This window comes from Croceifilum oryzae, from assembly GCF_030814315.1.
Taxonomy (GTDB): Bacteria; Bacillota; Bacilli; order Thermoactinomycetales; family Thermoactinomycetaceae; genus Baia; species Baia oryzae.
Genome location: NZ_JAUSUV010000008.1, coordinates 32,681 through 46,830 on the forward strand (window position 1 = coordinate 32,681; position 14,150 = coordinate 46,830).

The window sequence follows — 14,150 nt, forward strand, 5'->3', positions numbered from 1 at the left end:
TCAAATGAAATTTAGTGTTCTAGCGAGCGGGAGTTCTGGTAACTCTCTATATGTGGAGTCAGGGGATTTACGAATCCTCGTGGATGCTGGTTTGAGTGGGAAGCAACTCGAACAGAGACTCACGCAAGTCGGCGCAGATCCGTCTACCTTATCGGCTATTTTGGTCACGCATGAGCATATTGATCATGTTAAAGGGCTAGGCGTCATGGCAAGACGGTATCAACTCCCCATCTACATGAATGAGAAGACATGGGATGCACTCCCTTCGTCTGTTGGAGAGATTCCCGCTACATTGCAAAATGTCCTAGAAGCGGGAGCCACTCTCGACCTAGATCAGTTACATATCGAAACCATTCCCATTTCACACGATGCAGCAGACCCGATGGGCTATCGGCTAAACGAGGACCGCGAATCGCTCGCCATCGTTACTGATCTAGGCTACGTAAATCAACGGATTCTCGATCAGGTTTCCGGAGTCGATACCCTCATCTGGGAAAGCAATCACGACGTATCTATGCTCAGGATGGGTTCCTATCCATGGAACATCAAACGCCGCATCCTGAGCGATCTCGGTCACCTATCCAACGAAGATTCCGGCGAAGCCCTACTTGAAATCCTAAAAGGAGCCGGCGAACAAGTCTATCTCGCCCATCTCAGCCAAGATAACAACGTAGTCGAATTAGCCCATCTAACTATCAAACAAATCCTAGAAAACGGCGGCGCAAAAATAGGACGAGACCTTCAGCTCCACGAAACCCATCCCGATCGCCCCACTCCCCTGCGAGAGGTCAGGTGCTTAGCTAAGCGTTGATGGAGTCGTTTTATCTGACCATATGGCTATATGAGATACAGTTCGTATTTCACGTAGCCTATTTGTATATTCTGGAAAAACGCAACTTAGCAAGAAATGACCACAAATTCTAAACGTTTCCTCGCAAAAAAGAGGTTAAGATAGAATCAGTAGCTAATTAGCAAAGGAATGAATCGTAGCAGTCAGATAACATACGTTATTGTATAATATGAGGATCGATCACAAACACTGAGTTTGTTCACTTTGGAAATAGAAAGGATGAGAACCCATTATGAACAACAACCAAGATCCATTTGGCTCTCAATTCTCAGAGGAAAATAAAGCAAATTCAAATCATGAAAACCACGAAACAAAAGCATCACATGAAACTCAGCAACAAGAACCAGAAGTCTTTTACCAATCCCGGCCACATGAGCCTATCACGCCTCAGCCCTTTGTCATGTCTCGTCCAGAGTATATGACGATGGACTATAACGAGTCTCCTAAGCCCAAGAAGAAGCGGACTCCTACTTGGGTTACTGCGATCGCGTCTGCTGTCGTAGGGGGATTAATCGTACTAGCATGTACACCCCTTCTGTTCCGTGCAGGAATCATTCCTTCAGGAAACGGACCACTCAATAGTAGCTATTCCGGACCCAGCAAAGCTACTTCAGTACAAGTGAATTCCAACATTACAGAAGCCGTAGCCAAAGTACAAAATGCTGTAGTGGGGATCGATAATATAGCAAAATCGGACGACTTCTTCAGTTCCGGGGGAGAAAGTCGGAAACAAGGAACTGGGTCTGGAATCGTCTTTGAGAAAAACAAAGAAACGAACAAAGCACTGGTTGCTACTAACTACCATGTGATTGCCGATAATCAAAGTGTGCAAGTAAACATACCAGCTGAAAAAGGGAAATCAAAACCCGTAACAGCCAAAGTACTCGGCACAGATCAGATCACAGACTTAGCTGTTCTCGAAATTGATGCTACCAATGTAACAACAGTAGCGGATTTCGGAAACTCAGATGCTGTTAAAGCTGGGGAACCCGCAATCGCGATCGGGAATCCCCTCGGTCCACAATTCTCACAGTCTGTTACAGTAGGAGTCATCAGCTCTGCCAAGCGGACGATTGATCTTGGAAAAGGTATCTCTACCGATGTCATCCAAACTGACGCTGCTATTAACCCAGGTAACAGCGGTGGGGCTTTATTAAATGCCGCTGGGCAAGTGATCGGAATCAATAGCCTGAAGATTGCCGAGCAAGGTGTAGAAGGACTTGGCTTCGCGATTCCTTCCAATGAAGCTCGTCCGCTCCTAAATGCACTGATTAAGAACGGAAAAGTCCCACGTCCGTACCTTGGCGTCGAGTTAATTGACCTAGATAAAATCACACCTACACTCTGGAAAGAATTGCGCATTCCAAATGATGTAGATGGTGGTGCTATTGTCAAAAGCGTTTCCAACGGAACTCCAGCAAGCAAAGCTGGGTTAAAATCCCGTGATTTAATCGTCGCCTTAGATGATCAAACCGTTACGAATGGCTCCGAACTTCGTAGCTTCCTCTATAAAAAGAAACAAATTGGCGAACAAGTAAAGGTTACTTATTATCGAAGTGGACAAAAACAGACCGCTTCCCTAACACTCGAACGCAATCCTCAATAGGAATAAAAAAAAGCTCCACTACATAGTGGGGCTTTTTCCTACATTTTGATATGCTATGTGTTATCTTGTCTATATCTTGTGGATATCCTGTGGGTAATGTGGATAAAACTGATCCTAACCGCTCATTTTCCAAAAAAACACTTATTACAGATTATGATCAACCGCTTTTCGTACTGCTTCTAAATATTGAAATTCATATTTTTTATCTGGTTCGAGATAAGCCCCTTCTGCCCATTCATTCCAAGCATTAATAAATAACAATTCGCTACCCATTTCGATTGACTTTTTAATTTGTTGATCTAGATAAGTAGCAAACTTTTCTGGTGATACGCTAGAAAAAATGAGGGGATCCTCTTCTCCTTTAGCTCGAGCAGAGTTATCCCAATCAGCGAAAGCTCCCAGATACGTTTTGATTGGATCGTTGCTAGCCTTTCTATCTACTATATATTTCCAGTATAAATCATAATTGATCAGAAAATACGGCTTTTGATAACCTTCCACATATTCATGACAACCATGAGCATGAGTGAGATTCATCGTATACCCTGGCTCAAATTCAACGCGGGCTTCAAATCCTTCTATCTCTGGATTATAAAAGCGGTTTAACGTTTGAATGAGATGGATTCCATCTAGTCCATTCTCTCTGGCTAATGACTGCCAATACTGGAGCATTTCTGTACATCTCGGTATATCACTAGGGCGATATATAAGAAATATCGGTTTGTTATCTACTCGAATATACCGTTCATCCTTAAATACGGGAAGCAGAAATTCAAAGTGTTCTCGCCAATCCCATTCCTCACCATAATCTTGTGCTTCTAGAACTTCATCTGAACCTTCCCAACTTCGAGTCCAAGGATCATTAGCCCAAGAAAGACAAAATGGTAAATCAGGCTTTCCTGACTGTAGAATAGCATCTAGTGGTTTGTGCAAAATTCGTTTTCCTTTAAACCAATAATGGTAATAACAAAATCCATAGATACCGTATTCCTTAGCAATTTGTGCCTGCCATTCACGTGGCGGCTCCCCAGCGAGATCGTAGTAATTATCTTGATAAGGCTCTCTAGGTTGGTAATGACCAGGAAAACGAGCAACGGATTCCCTAGTATTTACCCAATCAGTGAAACCTTTTCCCCACCATTTATCATTTTCAGGAATCTCATGAAATTGAGGTAAATAGAAAGCAATTAATTTCAAAATTTCCCCTCCTTAGCTATTTTTCATCCCAAGCGTATTGGTACATTACCATCAATATATGTGGCTGTTGAAAAATCTATTCTAATATGAGCATGAACTGATTTAAAAAAGACACGATTCCCCTTGACGCTCAACTAGCCATACAATACGATTTGTTAGAACGTGGAAGAGTATAAAAAACAGACAGGGTATGGTTCCTGTGGATAACTAGCACAATAAATAGTGTTGAACTATGTGAAAAGGAGATAGACTCATGCAAGATTCTCATATTTGGTACGCTTGTGACGAACACCTTGAATATGTCATGGATGATATGATCGAAGAATTCCACACTGCGCCCACACTAGAACCGCTACAGTCACCTGTTGAACATTCGTGTAAATGGTGCAAAGAAGCAGCCGAGTACCAACTAGAACTCGAATACGGAATTCATGAACAAACGGAGTAGAATCGAGGATAAACCTTGCGAATTCAACTAATTACCATTGGAAAACTAAAAGAAAAATTCCTGAAACAAGCCTGCGACGAGTATCAAAAACGTCTGCAGGCTTATGCCAAGATTGAAGTCATTGAGCTAGCAGAAGAGAAGTGCTCCGATCAGCCTTCTGACGCTGAGATTGAGCAAGTCCTTCGCAAAGAAGGTGAACGAATCCAAAAAGCCCTCCACCCCGACTCATTCGCGATTGTTCTCGCCGTAAACGGAGAAATGGTAACCTCCCCAGGGCTAGCTAAAAAACTAGACCACCTCACCACTTACGGACATAGTCACTTTAGCTTCATTATCGGCGGCTCCCACGGTTTATCTAAGGAAGTATATGCCCGCGCAAGCTGGGACCTATCCTTCTCTAAGATGACCTTTCCCCATCAGCTTATGCGGGTGTTCTTGTTAGAACAGATTTACCGAGCTTGCAAGATTAATAGGGGTGAGACGTATCATAAGTAGTAAAAGCATCATAAAAAAGAGGGCTATTTTTAGCCCTGTATGTACTTCTATTTCTAACAGAAGAATGTAGAGTATTATTTTTTTACTGTTTTTATTATCAAGCTAATGATCCAAATAACAATGATAATAAGTACTGCCACATTTAGAAACTGTGCGATGGGACCCATATCCCAAGTAATCTTAAACATCGAGACTCCCCTTTGAGATATCAAAATACGAACATATGAAAGGAACCCTATACTCTTTCATCCCGAATAATGAAAACCGTCTGATATTCCGGTGTAAAATGATCTCTTAAAACAGCTTGCAGATCGTAACATGTAAGGCTCTCTAATGTCGAAACAACATCAAAAAAATTCATACCATTAAACTGGTATCGCGTAAATTCCTTTGCGATAAAATCCAACGAATTTAGCGAACGCAAAACAACACCAATTCTTCGCTTAATCGCCCGATCTATTTCCTCCTTCGAAAAACCTACTTGTTGATATGTAGTAATCGTTTCCGTGATTTGATCCGCCATATGATCTGGATTGTTACTATTCCCACTAATCACCGAGAAACCAAAACCCCACTCAGCTGTGTAGTGAAATGAAAGTGGATCGTGAAGACTACCCGACTCATATAATCTTTCATACATCTTTGAGCTTGGTGAAAATAGTAAATCGAGTACCACTTGAACAGAGAGTTGATGTTTTAATAAATCTCTTCCTTGCCTTGTAGGATTTTTCTCCTTATACCCTACGACACACTTTGGCATGCTAACTGGCATCGATATCGTTCGTTTTGCAACATAAGCAGGCGTTCCTTCAGGTACCACATGACGAATAATTTCTTCCTTAGCTGGGAATTTTTTTGCTGACTGATTCTCCCGTACAAGCCTCATTATCTCTTCGGGATCAACATTTCCAACGATAAATAACACCATATTACTCGGGTGGTAAAACGTTTCATAGCATATAGTTAAGTCTTTCTTTGTAATGGATGTAATCGATTCAATCGTCCCACCAACATCAATCCTTACAGGATGCTTCTCAAACATATTTTCAATCACACCAAAATAAGCGCGCCAATCAGGATTATCAGCATACATCATAATTTCTTGCGCAATGATGCCTTTTTCCTTTTCGATAGACTGACCTGTAAAATAAGGCTTTTGAACAAAATCGAGCAACGTTTCGATATTTTTTTCAACTTGCATCATGCTAGAAAATAAATACCCCGTCCTTGTAAAGCTGGTAAATGCATTCACAGATGCTCCCTGTTCGCCAAATGCATAGAAAACGTCCTTCTCTTCATCCTCAAACATTTTATGTTCAAGAAAATGAGCAATCCCATCAGGTACTTTTACCGGTTCCACCAGTCCCCGTGGGATAAACGTGTTATCAATCGATCCATATTTCGTTGTAAAAGTAGCAAAGGTTTCATGAAAGCCCTCTTTTGGTAAAATGTAAACATTGAGACCATTATCCAATTCTTCATGATATAGTACTTCATCTAATTGTGCATAAACCAGCTTCTTCATTCTGTTCACCTCCACCAGTCAAAAAGTAGATTGTATCTAATTCCCATCTATTCGCTGCTCGAATGACATCTTGTTTCGTTACACTGCTCATTTTCTTAACACGATCTATCACAGAAAGACGACGTTTCTCTACGATTTCAGGATAGGCTAACTCGATAACGCCTAGTGGGGTATTAATCGATCCATATAGTTGATTAATCAACCATCCTTTTGCCTGCTCTAAATCTCTTTCTGTAAAGTCACCTTGTTGCATCGCATCTACTTGTTTTTTCATAATGTCCACAGTCTGATCATATGTATCTAACTCAATCCCTGCCGTCATAGTGAGTACACCTTTATGAGCCTCTAACTTTGATCCAACAAAATAAGCTAGGCTATGTTTCTCCCGAACGTTCATAAACAGTTTCGACGATGGAGAACCTCCAAAAATACAGTTTGCTACCCTCATAGCTATATAATCATCGTCCAAAAATGTTGTATATGTACGATAACCTATACATAGTTCTCCTTGCTTCACTTCCTTTCTATCAAATACCACTTTCTCTTCTACCGGTTTTTTCCATGTACGCACGATTTGCTGCTCTTGAACAAAACGCTTACCACCATACAGGGACGACACTATCTCCTGGGTAGAATCCTCATTAAAACTCCCTACAATGAATAGGTCCATGCGATCATGTTGAATCATTTGCTTATATACATGGTAGATATCGTTAGGACCTAGTACATCTAGATCTTCTACTCGGCCGTACTCAGGCAAACGATACATCTCTTCGGTAAACAATTCTTCCGTCATTCGCATTGCTGCGTACGCCATCTTATTATCATAGATAGATTGAATTCTCTGTCGCAATGCTCGCTTCTCTTGCTCAACAATCTCCCCTACAAAAACACCGTTTTCCAAACACGGATCTGTCACAATCTTATGTAGTAATAGAAGTGCTTCCTGTAACAACGACACCTTATTTAATAAAAATCTTTCAGATGCAACATCTATGCGAAAAGTAATTACATGTTGATCACCATTTTTTTGAATATCTGTCATAAGCACAGCGCCATACATATCATCAAGCTTTTGTTTTATCATCGTTCTATTCGGATAATCGGTTGTTCCACTTTGTAAAATCTCTGGAATCAACGCTCGTGCTGTCACCGTCTCTTCCGATAGAGCAGAATTGATCTTTAGCATGATAGATGTTGTTTTAAATTGATCTGTTTTCCATAAATGAAGATGTATATCTCCAAAGTCGTGGGTTGTTATCTTTACGTTGTCCATCTAACCACATCCTATTGAGCCATTTTTAAATTCTGTCCCTCCACAAAATCAGCGTACTTACGATGCGTATTCATCAGCTCATCATGTTTTCCCATACCAGTCACTTTCCCTGCATCCAAGAAAACAATTTGATCCGCATTTCGAATCGTCGAAAGCCGATGGGCGATCACTAGAGTGGTACGATTTCTCATCAAATTAACCATCGCTGTCTGCACTAATCTCTCACTTTCACTATCCAAATTAGCCGTTGCCTCATCAAGCAACAAAATCTTGGGATTCATGATAAAAGCGCGCGCAATCGCAATCCGTTGCTTTTGGCCCCCTGATAGCTTGATTCCTCTCTCTCCTACGACCGTATCATAGCCTTCAGGGAGACTACTTATAAAGTCATGTGCATTCGCTAACTTTGCATAATGAACCAACCTCTCTTCATCAGCAGCATCCATACCATACAAGATATTTTCTCGAATCGTTCCATTCATAATGGCACTATCTTGCATCACATAACCAATCATTTTTCGCCAACTGGATAATGGAATCTGGTCAATTTGAAGTTGGTCGCACGAGATCATTCCATTGTTAAACGTATACATACGCTCAATAAGGTGAAACAAAGTTGTCTTCCCAGCACCAGATGGCCCTACAATCGCTGTCATTTGATTTGGTTGTGCTGTAAAAGATATATCTTGTAGTACTTCAGAGTTTTTATGGTAAGAAAAGGAAACATTGTGAAAGCGAATCTGACCATCAAGAATCTTCGTACACTCATCTAACTCATCAACATTCTCTTCTGATAAAGAGTAAATCTCATACAATCTTTTAGTCGCTCCTGAAGTCGCTTTATATTCCGTAAAAAAGGAAGCTACCGAACTAATCGGTGTAATCGCTTGAATGATATAAAAAATAATCGCAACAAATGTCCCTGGAGTAAGGGTTCCATCTGCCATACGCAATCCCCCATAACCAAGTAACACAAGTACCATTAACATAATCATTCCTGAAATAAGAGGAGAAAAGATGGATTGTAGCTTCGCCACTGTTAGATTAAGACGAAATAGAGTTTCCCCTGATTTCATCACACGTGCATACTCTTTTTTCTCCCCACTATAACTTTTAACGAGGCGCATTTCTGCTAATACACTGCTTAATTTTCCAACAAAAGTGGCCATTTCATTTTGGGTTTCCCCTGAAACTGTGTACAACCTTTTTCCGATCGGTACTATAATCACTGTTAAAATGGGGCCCATTACTAGTAAAGCAAGAGTTAACTTCCAATCTAAAACGAATAACAATACGATGGAACCAACCACCAACAGGGCTTGAGATATAAACTCAGGTACTTTCTTTGAAACAAAATTATTTAATGTCGATACATCATCTGTTAACCGACTTACTGTCTGTCCTGTGCCATTATTATCAAAGTAATCAATGGGCAATCTCAAAATATGAGCCCACATTTTTTCCCGCAGTCGATAGATCGTATACTCACCTAGATAGGAGATCATGTAGTGTGCAATACCACTCAGTACCACATTCATCAAGAACAACCCAACCAATAAAAATACCTTGGTAGCATCAATATGAGATGTAAACGAATCAATCGTGTTTTTCGTGACCCATGGTACTAATATTCCTAAAACAGCTGTCAACACCGATACCAAAAAGGCACCGTAAACAACTTTCTTGGGCCATTTAACCATCCTTATTAAAACTCCCACATGGGACCTATTCATTTCTTCATCTCCTCCCCCGTGAACATCACTACAAATCAAAACTCTTTCTGTTCGTAAATTCGAATTGAAACCACGTAGGACGCGATAAACATCATAAGAGAAATCCCCAAGAAAAGAATCGAAAACGGAAAATCAGGATGGACTCTAGGAAAATGATTCATTATCGCACTACCAATGGTTTCCTCATACAACCAACCACTGAAAACAAGTATTCCAAGACTTGCAACGGTACTAATTGTCATGATTTTCTCTGCTTTTTCCACTCCTACATGATAGGTTAACGGGAATATAACGCCTCCCATAATAAGAGTCATACCCAACCCTTTTAGAACCGACATAAGTGCAGATTCAGTAAGTACATCCTTAGCAAAGAAATCAGCTAACATAAATGAGAGAATCCCCACACAGAAGCCCATACACAATAAAATAGAAAAGAAAAGATAATAGCTTTGTATCACACGGCTTCTTTTCAGTGGCAACGTAATCAAAAATTTGTTCCATCCAGACATTGCTTCAAGTTTCAACCCTTCAAGTACAGGAGAGACCATGATAGCGAAAGGAAGAAAAGCTGCTAGGCGTAATGTCTGTTTATAGGGAAGTAAGAGCAAAATAGTAGTAATAACAAAACTTAGTATCAACGAACCCTTTATACTCTTTTCATTTGAATAATATTGATTTAACAATAAGCCTTTCATACGTGCTCACCTCGCATTAACAAAAGTGTCACATCGTCAATAGAAAAATCTTTTCTCACAACCGAAGAGGGCACTTGCTCTAGATCACACACTAGCACATCAACCTGATCACTCTTCCTTTGGTATCCAACAACCAAACTTGATTCGATTTGTTCAAATTCCTTATCTGTACACTGTAATACTGCATATCTCGACATCAGAGTCTCTCTACTAACTTGTAATAAAATCTTTCCTGCCTTAATAAAAATGAGGACATCCGCTATCGCCTCAATATCGCTTGTAATATGCGACGATAATAAAATACTACGTTGTCCATCCTCCACAAAACCCTTTAATACCTGTAATAAATCATGTCTACCGGACGGATCAAGTCCCGCTGTTGCTTCATCTAAAATAAGTAATTTCGCATCGTGCGATAAGGCGACTGCTACTGAGAGTTTCATAGACATGCCTCTTGAAAAATCACCAATCTTCTTATCTATAGGTAAAGAGAAAAATGTAATGTAATATTCAAATATATCTTGATCCCAATTTTTATAGAGTAGACGAAGTACATTACCTAGCTGCTTGATGTTCAACTGCTTAGGCAAGTGCATCTGATCAAATACGACACCGATATCTTCTCTGAGATGGGTCTTATTTGAATCCATCTCTTCTCCAAAAATTTTGACTGATCCCCCATCTCTCGATAACGTTCCTAGAATGACCCCCATCGTTGTTGATTTTCCTGCTCCATTATCCCCGATAAATCCGGCAATGGTACCTCGTGGAATTGAGAAAGAGACATCTCTTAATACCGTTTTTCCCCCTGAAAAACACTTACTCAGATTTTCTATTTCCAACATTACTGACATATCTACTCTCCTTCCACATACTGATATAGAAAAAAGGATCTCATGGAGTTTAACCTGAATCCATCATCCAACCCGTATTTAAAGCTGTACCATTTAGTTGAAGGATCTTCAACTAAATGGTACAATCTAACTCATATTAGCAGTTGTTACTGATAGTAGACATGCCGGATACTGTGGTTACAGTAGTACGCACAACTACTGTCCAAGTTCCCATCTCAGGTTGCTCTGAGTTGTTTTGGGCAAGTTTTTGTAGGTCCAATACTTGATTCATTCTTTTCACCTCCTTAACAGTCTAATTTAATTAGCAGTTGTTACTGATAGTAGACATGCCGGATACTGTGGTTACAGTAGTACGCACAACTACTGTCCAAGTCCCCATCTCAGGTTGCTCTGAGTTGTTTTGGGCAAGTTTTTGTAGATCCAATACTTGATTCATTCTTTTCACCTCCTTAACAGTCTAATTTAATTAGCAGTTGTTACTGATAGTAGACATGCCGGATACTGTGGTTACAGTAGTACGCACAACTACTGTCCAAGTCCCCATCTCAGGTTGCTCTGAGTTGTTTTGGGCAAGTTTTTGTAGGTCTAATACTTGATTCATTCTTTTCACCTCCTTAACAGTCTAATTTAATTAGCAGTTGTTACTGATAGTAGACATGCCGGATACTGTGGTTACAGTAGTACGCACAACTACTGTCCAAGTCCCCATCTCAGGTTGCTCTGAGTTGTTTTGGGCAAGTTTTTGTAGGTCTAATACTTGATTCATTCTTTTCACCTCCTCTTCTTAATGTACTCCAACCATCGTTTTCGAGGTTTCCCTCTTATATCTAGTACCTTCATAAAATCGATCAATATTTACAATCGGGAGCCAATACAATGGGTTTTCTTGCAGTATCCCTTTCAACCCTAGTATGATACCAGAGCTACCCGAGAATAGATCATCCGACAAACGAAACCCAAACTGACCAGGAAATGATAAATAGTTCTTTTTATCGATCAAATGTAGATTCAACAACTCCAGTATATCTTCTGTTTGAGAGTGATACGCTGTATGGTCTTTCCCGATCATTGGAGGTATTACTAGGAAGCTTCCTGCTCCATCGAATAATCCTCCGGTAATGGTAGTTCTAATCTGGGATAGATTTGAGATGAACTTCAACTCTTCTTGAAACATGTTCTCTTCACTTACATGATTCAAATACCATATCGCAATCCCTACTCCTATCGATCCTCCTGATAGATAAGGTAGTAGTCTACTCCGGTCATCTATCGTGTTTAATGCCTGTAATTCGTTATCTCTAACTGTTCTATTCAAATCTCTCACTACCAACTCAACCGCTCTAAAATAGTATCCTCTTTTTTTGGTAAGAGCATAGAGCGCTGAATAAAACACTGATACTCCTGACCATCCATCAATCAAACCGATTGGAAGACCTATCCAATCTTCGACTGTAATCTCTCTATTTTCCTCCAAAAAGATATCTATTTTTGTTGCTATAGACTCGGCTTTCTCTAAAAACCTCGGGTCCATTGATTCTAAATAGAGGCTCGCTAACGCCAAACCAATCCCTGCTAATCCTGATCTCAATGTGATATCTGAATCATCTAAGGAGCTATCTATTTCAGAAAAAATACCTAATGACTCTTCTCTGTATCCGCTTTCGTACAGCATCCCTGCTATACCCGACTTACCGGTAAACAACCCTGCACTCTCAACCGTATCTACGCTTTTCAGTACATACTGTGTAATCCATTGATGTACCTCATCATTTGCGCTTCCCACTCGCGAAAGTGCGATCGCTGCTCCAGCTCCTCCGCTTAAAACGTTTAACTCCCCATCATTCTGTTCGTACTGACGTATATCACCGTTTATCAGTCTTATGTCCCCAGTTAGATTCGCTTTCATCCCATCACTAAGACCCTCTATGATGGACAAAATATCCTTTTTTAGCATATAGCTATCGTCAATGTTATCAAACAATTGTACTTCCTCTCCAAAACCAACTAGATGATCTGTACATTTTTGATTGATATCTTGAACAAACTGATAGAAATCGTTTCCGTAGACCGTCTTTATCCACATGTAATAGTTGTCGTTTATGTATTGATCGAGACATTCAGAAGAAAGAATTGGTAACAGAGAATAACGTACAATTTTTTGTAATGCGAACCAATCCATCGCTCCACTCGTTTTAATTTGCGAGTTTACAAACGCAGTTGTTCCCATACCTGGCTTTTCTTGAGAATTGGTTTGTTTAGCCGTTTCAAAATCGATCAAAGTCACTTGAAGATCTTCTGATATCATAATATTGGCTGGCTGTAAATCACCCATTGCTACACCTTTATCATGCATTTCTTCCATAACGACTACCAGTTGCGATAAGATCTTCCCTATTTTCACCCGATAGTCATCTATCGATTTATTTTTCATGAAAGGATAGTGGATCGCAATCCATGAATGTAAATCCATTCCTTCTATATGCTCTTCGACAAGGAAATAATGCTCCCATACCTTAAAGTGATCCAGTACATTAACAATTCCCTCTAAACTTGAAAGCTTTTCTAGTGCATCGCGCTCTATATTCTGTCTTCCTACTGCATCAACCGAGTTTCCATCTAGACCAGCCTGTGGCCGTGCCTCTTTTATAATTACCTTTTTGTTATCGGATTTTCTTTCGGCGAGATATATACCTCCACTATTAGTAAAACGGAGAGCCGTATGAATGGTATAAAGATCAAGCTTGCTCTTTTGATCTTCATTATCTGGCTTATCATTTAATGCATCTAGGTATTCATCAAATTCTTTAACGAAACTAGGCGCTTGATAAAAAGGTGTTCTCTCATCTACAGTCAGTTCGCCTTTATCATCTCTGATACATAATTCACCTTTATCATTATAGATGATATTAAAACCACCATATCGATAGTAAACGTTGCTTTTTTTCCAACATTTATCGTTCAGGATATAAGGTCCTTTTTCATAATGTTTGATCTTTTTATGAAGAGCACCTAGTAGGTGCACGAATTCACTATCGTCCTTTGGATATATAGCGATAAACTTACCAGAGCTCGCTCTGTTGGCTCCTTTCGAATTCATTTGAAGAAGCATTTCTATGTTTTTGATATGCTTAAATGCTACTTTATGTTCGATCAAAACCTCGCTTACAGCTTTTAAAACTTGCTCTGCCTCATCCATCGTCGCGCTAACATGTATTTTCCATCCCTGCTCAGGTAAAACCTTATCTTTAAATTGATAATATCTCCATATCGTTTTTTCATCATCGGATACGATCATATCTTCTATCCGATCTTCTACGGAAAATTCTTTTACCGAATCGACCTTATCCTGCGGCCCATAATACTCAGATCCCCGTTTTAAATAGCCGTGGTAGAGCATATCACCTTTCATCCCATTCACCCCTTACATACAGCTACTATTTTTTATATTGATAGTACGCATACGAAAGCATA

General features: G+C 40.0%; 15 protein-coding genes. 4 read left to right on the plus strand and 11 right to left on the minus strand.

What is annotated here, in order from left to right; genetic code table 11:
* The first annotated feature begins 4 nt into the window (after window positions 1-4).
* Together J2Z48_RS09895 and J2Z48_RS09900 are read left to right on the plus strand one after the other, a co-directional pair.
* Window positions 5-811 carry an MBL fold metallo-hydrolase gene (locus J2Z48_RS09895; RefSeq protein WP_307253118.1) on the plus strand — a complete coding sequence of 269 codons (807 nt, stop codon included), beginning with the start codon at window positions 5-7 and terminating at the stop codon, window positions 809-811.
* Window positions 812-1,082: 271 nt separating this feature from the next.
* A complete protein-coding gene (locus J2Z48_RS09900) occupies window positions 1,083-2,456 on the plus strand; it encodes a S1C family serine protease (protein ID WP_307253121.1) in 1,374 nt (457 codons plus the stop codon).
* Window positions 2,457-2,600: 144 nt separating this feature from the next.
* On the opposite strand, the gene J2Z48_RS09905 is transcribed toward J2Z48_RS09900, so the two are convergent.
* Window positions 2,601-3,653 (minus strand): glycosyltransferase WbsX family protein, encoded by a 1,053-nt coding sequence (locus J2Z48_RS09905; RefSeq protein ID WP_307253123.1) that lies wholly within the window; start codon window positions 3,651-3,653, stop codon window positions 2,601-2,603.
* Window positions 3,654-3,906: 253 nt separating this feature from the next.
* Between J2Z48_RS09905 and J2Z48_RS09910 the strand changes: the two genes are divergently transcribed.
* On the plus strand, window positions 3,907-4,101 hold the full coding sequence (locus tag J2Z48_RS09910) for a CxxH/CxxC protein (protein WP_307253125.1): 195 nt from the start codon (window positions 3,907-3,909) through the stop codon (window positions 4,099-4,101).
* 15 nt (window positions 4,102-4,116) lie between these two features.
* Window positions 4,117-4,596: a 23S rRNA (pseudouridine(1915)-N(3))-methyltransferase RlmH gene (gene rlmH / locus J2Z48_RS09915; RefSeq protein ID WP_307253127.1), complete on the plus strand. Its 480-nt coding sequence runs from the start codon at window positions 4,117-4,119 to the stop codon at window positions 4,594-4,596.
* Between the two features lie 235 nt (window positions 4,597-4,831).
* Here the strand turns inward: rlmH and yfmH are convergent, their stop codons facing one another.
* The 10 genes from yfmH to lanKC all read right to left on the minus strand — a co-directional run bounded on the left by yfmH (window position 4,832) and on the right by lanKC (window position 14,088).
* On the minus strand, window positions 4,832-6,121 hold the full coding sequence (yfmH, locus tag J2Z48_RS09920) for an EF-P 5-aminopentanol modification-associated protein YfmH (RefSeq protein ID WP_307253129.1): 1,290 nt from the start codon (window positions 6,119-6,121) through the stop codon (window positions 4,832-4,834).
* The gene (yfmF, locus tag J2Z48_RS09925) at window positions 6,090-7,397 is read right to left on the minus strand and encodes an EF-P 5-aminopentanol modification-associated protein YfmF (protein WP_307253130.1); all 1,308 of its coding nucleotides are present in this window, start codon (window positions 7,395-7,397) and stop codon (window positions 6,090-6,092) included. Before yfmF ends, yfmH begins: the two co-directional genes overlap by 32 nt.
* A gap of 11 nt (window positions 7,398-7,408) precedes the next feature.
* Window positions 7,409-9,097, minus strand: coding sequence for an ABC transporter ATP-binding protein (locus tag J2Z48_RS09930; protein WP_307253132.1), 1,689 nt, complete (start codon window positions 9,095-9,097; stop codon window positions 7,409-7,411).
* A 68-nt stretch (window positions 9,098-9,165) separates the two neighbouring features.
* A complete protein-coding gene (locus J2Z48_RS09935) occupies window positions 9,166-9,825 on the minus strand; it encodes an ABC-2 transporter permease (RefSeq protein WP_307253133.1) in 660 nt (219 codons plus the stop codon).
* Window positions 9,822-10,679, minus strand: coding sequence for an ABC transporter ATP-binding protein (locus tag J2Z48_RS09940; protein ID WP_307253134.1), 858 nt, complete (start codon window positions 10,677-10,679; stop codon window positions 9,822-9,824). Before J2Z48_RS09940 ends, J2Z48_RS09935 begins: the two co-directional genes overlap by 4 nt.
* Window positions 10,680-10,815: 136 nt before the next feature.
* Complete coding sequence (locus J2Z48_RS09945; protein ID WP_307253136.1) at window positions 10,816-10,950, minus strand: class III lanthipeptide; 135 nt, start codon at window positions 10,948-10,950, stop codon at window positions 10,816-10,818.
* A 30-nt stretch (window positions 10,951-10,980) separates the two neighbouring features.
* A complete protein-coding gene (locus J2Z48_RS09950) occupies window positions 10,981-11,115 on the minus strand; it encodes a class III lanthipeptide (protein ID WP_307253136.1) in 135 nt (44 codons plus the stop codon).
* Window positions 11,116-11,145: 30 nt separating this feature from the next.
* On the minus strand, window positions 11,146-11,280 hold the full coding sequence (locus J2Z48_RS09955) for a class III lanthipeptide (RefSeq protein ID WP_307253136.1): 135 nt from the start codon (window positions 11,278-11,280) through the stop codon (window positions 11,146-11,148).
* Window positions 11,281-11,310: 30 nt separating this feature from the next.
* Entirely contained in the window at window positions 11,311-11,445 is a 135-nt protein-coding gene (locus tag J2Z48_RS09960; RefSeq protein ID WP_307253136.1) for a class III lanthipeptide, read from the minus strand.
* An 18-nt stretch (window positions 11,446-11,463) separates the two neighbouring features.
* Window positions 11,464-14,088, minus strand: coding sequence for a class III lanthionine synthetase LanKC (gene lanKC, locus J2Z48_RS09965; RefSeq protein WP_307253137.1), 2,625 nt, complete (start codon window positions 14,086-14,088; stop codon window positions 11,464-11,466).
* Between the last annotated feature and the right edge of the window lie 62 nt (window positions 14,089-14,150).